The sequence below is a fragment of the Streptomyces atriruber genome (assembly GCF_001418325.1).
Taxonomy (GTDB): Bacteria; Actinomycetota; Actinomycetes; order Streptomycetales; family Streptomycetaceae; genus Streptomyces; species Streptomyces atriruber.
This window is the reverse complement of record NZ_LIPN01000593.1, coordinates 1-3,945: the sequence shown is the minus strand read 5'-3', so window position 1 is coordinate 3,945 and position 3,945 is coordinate 1. Positions and strand designations below refer to the sequence as shown.

The 3,945-nt window shown below is 71.9% G+C and carries 3 protein-coding genes and 2 tRNA genes; 2 read left to right on the top strand and 3 right to left on the bottom strand.

Annotation, left to right across the window (positions count from 1 at the left end):
* From AOK03_RS38990 to AOK03_RS38980, 3 genes are all read right to left on the bottom strand, one after another.
* Positions 1 to 471 (bottom strand): DUF2797 domain-containing protein (locus AOK03_RS38990; protein WP_157869215.1); only part of this gene is annotated, 471 nt, incomplete at its 3' end.
* A 182-nt stretch (positions 472 to 653) separates the two neighbouring features.
* Positions 654 to 726: transfer RNA gene (locus AOK03_RS38985), tRNA-Arg, on the bottom strand.
* Between the two features lie 227 nt (positions 727 to 953).
* Positions 954 to 1,044, bottom strand: a tRNA-Ser gene (locus AOK03_RS38980).
* A gap of 192 nt (positions 1,045 to 1,236) precedes the next feature.
* On the opposite strand from AOK03_RS38980, the gene AOK03_RS38975 reads away from it, so the two are divergent.
* Entirely contained in the window at positions 1,237 to 1,659 is a 423-nt protein-coding gene (locus AOK03_RS38975) for an SSI family serine proteinase inhibitor (protein ID WP_055570081.1), read from the top strand.
* Positions 1,660 to 1,826: 167 nt separating this feature from the next.
* Positions 1,827 to 3,945: PAS domain-containing protein (locus AOK03_RS38970; RefSeq protein WP_157869214.1), on the top strand; the 2,119-nt coding region annotated here is incomplete at its 3' end.

Below are 3,945 nucleotides of genomic sequence, written 5' to 3'. Positions count from 1 at the left end.
CTTGCGGGCGTCCGGCACCCGGTCCGGAACCCCGAGCGCGGCCCGCAACAGCTCCTCCGTGCGCCGCGCCGCCATCAGGGGCCCCCGCCCCAGCCAGCAGAACGCCACCGCCCCCTGCTCCAGGAGCCGCACGGGCCCCCGCTGCTCCGCCGTGATCCCGACCTTGACCAGCCCGGCCCCGAACCACGCGAGATACACCCGGTACGTCCGCGGATCGTCGGGCACCCCGTCCGCCGCCACCGAGTGCGCCCGGTCCAGCCGCGCGCACTCCGGACAGCGCGCCTGCGTGGCCCGCCCCGGAACGACGGCCCGCAGGGGACACGCATTGCCCCGCGCACCCACGCACCGCCGCTCCCCGACGGCCCGGAACCCGATGTCCTGCCCGTACGCGAGGGCGCTGCGTCGCCCGCCCTCCCAGCGCAGCACGGGCTTCCCGTCCGGCCACCCGAGCCCCGCACAACGCCATTCCATTGAGCGGCTCCTCGGTGCATGCCCGCCGACTTACGAGGCTCCCGAACCATATCCACGTGACAACGTCTTCACCGGACCGGACCGGTGTCAGCTCTGCCTGAGGCCGTGACGCATGAGCATGAGGTGGTCGAGACAAAAGCCAGAGGCCCAGTGGAGATATCCACTGGGCCTCTGGTCCGCTGTGCACTCGGCAGGATTCGAACCTGCAACCTTCTGATCCGTAGTCAGATGCTCTATCCGTTAAGCTACGAGTGCTTGTTTATTTGTGTTTCTGCCTTCGCTCCCCGGCCCTTCGGCCCGTTCGCGGCGACAGGAAGAACATTACATGACTGCCGCCGCCATGTGAAATCCGTTAGTCGGACCCCTTGTGAGCTGCGGAAACACCCTCCAGAGCGCCCTCGGGCGCACCTCCTGGCGGACCCGCCGCGACCGCTACGCACCGAAGCCCCGGTCCAGACGGACCGGGGCTTCGGATCAAGCTGCGGAGGCGGAGGGATTTGAACCCTCGATGGGATTTAAGTCCCAAACCGCATTAGCAGTGCGGCGCCATAGACCGGACTAGGCGACGCCTCCAGCTTGCACACCTGCGCGAGCGCGGGGTGCGTGCAGATGATGACACAGCCAGGCGGTGCGTCACCAATCGCGGCACCTACGGTACTAGTCGCGCTGCCCGCAGGGCAAAGCGTTACTCCGCACCGCAACGTCTTGCGGCGTACGGCGTTAGAGCGGTAGAGCCACCCGTCCCGCTGTACCCGTGGAGCCCCCATGCTGCGTCGTTTCGCCCTCACTGCCGCCGCCTCCGTCGCCGCGCTGGCCGCCCTGCCCGCCACCGCCCAGGCCACGTCGCCCACCGCGGCCCCCACCGACCGCCTCACCGTGACGGTCACCGGCTCGGGAGGCGAGGGCGACGGGACGTACGAACTGAACTGCCATCCGACGGGCGGCACGCACCCGAACGCGGCGAAGGCCTGCGAGCGGCTCGACGAGGTCACCGTCTGGGGAACCGATCCTTTCGCGCCCGTCCCCAAGGACTCGATGTGCACGATGCAGTACGGCGGACCCGCGACCGCGCACGTCACGGGGACCTGGCAGGGGCGTCCCGTCGACGCCACGTACGACCGCAGCAACGGCTGCGAGATCTCGCGCTGGGACGGTCTCGTACCGGTACTGCCCGCGACCTCCGCGTGACCAGGACGTACTGAAAACTCACATCTTCTGCGTGCGACCTCCCTCTCATCCGGCGTCGCGACCACAACCACTCCCCGTAGACTCCCTCCCGTGACACGCCACGGGCCGAGGGGCAAGATGGCCTGAGCGAGTCGGCAAGCAGCGGTAACCAGGGAGGAAGCGTCGTCGTGAGCAGCAGGCCATCCCGAGGCGCTGCTCGCCTCGCAGCCATACTCGACGCACTCCCGGACGCGCTGGTCCTCGTCAACGCCAACGGCACGGTCGTGAACGCCAACGCCATCGCGCTGGAGGCGTTCGAGGCGCCCGGCACGGCGCTCGTGGGGCGCGGTCTGCTCGACCTGCTGCCGCAGTTCGACTCCCGGCTCATCCCGGGGTCCATGCGGCGTCCGGACACCATCGACGAGCGCGGGCGCACCAAGCCGACGCGGATGACCGCCCGGCGCACGGACGGCATCGAGTTCCCGGTCGAGGTCACCAGCTCCCCGCTGGAGGACGGCAGGGACGCCTACGACCAGCACGGGTACACGGGCGACGAGCTGTTGATGCTGGTCGTACGCGACCTTTCGGGCACCGTGGACACCGAGGCCGAGCTGGCGCGTTCGCAGCGGCAGACCGAGATGATCCTGCGGGCCGCGGCCGAGGGCGTCGTCGGCACGGACACCGACGGACGCGTCGTCCTGGTCAACCCGGCCGCCGCCCAGATACTGGGCTTCCGGGCGAGCGACCTCGGCGGACAGGAACTGCACCCGCTGGTCCTGCACTCGCGCGCCGACGGCGAGCCGTTCCCGTACGAGGAGTCCCCGCTCGCCGACACCCTGCGCTCCGGGCGCAAGCACCGGGTGCGCGGGCAGGTCCTGTGGTCCAAGAGCGGCGCGAAGGTGCCGGTCGACCTGACGACGTCGCCGGTCCGCGACGGGGACCAGCTGGTCGGCGCGGTGATGACCTTCACCGACCGCAGGCCCTACGACGAGCTGGCCGAGAAGCATGAGGCCGCTCTCGCGCGGCACGCCGAGGAGCTCCGCGCCGCCGCGGAGGAGCGTGCCGCCGAGACCAGGGCCGCCGAGGAGCAGCGGGCCGAGGAGCTCGCCGCCGAACAGGAGCGGTACGCGGCGCTCGCCGAGCGCGAGAAGGACCGCTTCGAAGAGCTCGCCGAACGCGAGAAGGCCCGGTACGAGACGCTGGCCGCGCGGCACGAGCAGTTGCTCGCCGTCCTCGGCTCGTCGCTGCGCGGGCCCCTGGACGAGCTGCGCCGCGAGCTGGCCGCGCTCGCCTCGGACGACGCCGGGCAGCTGTGGCCCGAGGCCAACCAGGTCCTGCACCACCTGTCGGCCGGGTACGCCCGGATGACCACGCTCGTCGACAACGTCCTCGGCTACCAGCGGCTCGACGCGGGCGACGAACAGCTCTCCCTCACGCCGGTCGTGCTCGACGCGGTCGTCGCCGCAGGCGTGGAGGGCGCGGTCGAGCTGATCGGTCCCGGGCGCGCCCAGTTCGCGGTGCACGCGCCGCCGATAGAGCTCGTGGCCGACGCGGAGCGGCTCGCCACGGCGGTCGCCCACCTCGTCGCGGACGTGGCGGGGATCGACGCCACCGGCAACGCGCGCGCGGGCGTCGGCACGGTGGTCGCCGGTGGCTACGTGGACTCGACGATCGTCGTCGCCGCGGCCCAGCGCGGCGAGGTCGTCCGCATCGAGGTGCGGGGTCCGCACGCCGGGGGAGACCCGGTGCACGAGCCGATCGTGCGGGGCATCGTGCGGGCGCACGGAGGCGTGCTGCAGACGCACGAGGTGCCGGGCATGGGCGGCAGTGCGTACGTTCTCGAGGTGCCGATCGGGGCGGTGCCCTCGGAGGCAGGGCCTTTGGAGGCTGGCACTTCGGAGGCAGGGCCTTCGGCTTCGGTCGGTCCTGCTCCTGCCCCCGCTCTCGGTGCTTCGGTCATCGTGCCCGAGCAGGCGGCTGGCCCGGCGGGCGGTGGGCGTCGACGCGCTCGGCGTTCCTCGGTGGACTCCTTCTTGGACAGTGCCGTTGCGGGAGCGGCGGACTCTACGGGCGGTACGTCCGCGTCCAGTGGCACGGAGAGCGGTCAGGCCGGTGCCGGTGAGGGCGCTGCGCCGAGCGGTACGGGGCGGCGCAGGGGGCGGCGTGCGGCGGAGGCCTCTCCGGAGAGCGTCGGCGGTTCCGTGGCCACCGATCCGGTCGGCCCGCGGGCGGGCGGTCCCGGTCTGACGTCGCAGGCTCCCGCCGCGGAGGCGCCGGGTGGCGCTTCCAGTGGCGGTACGGGGCGGC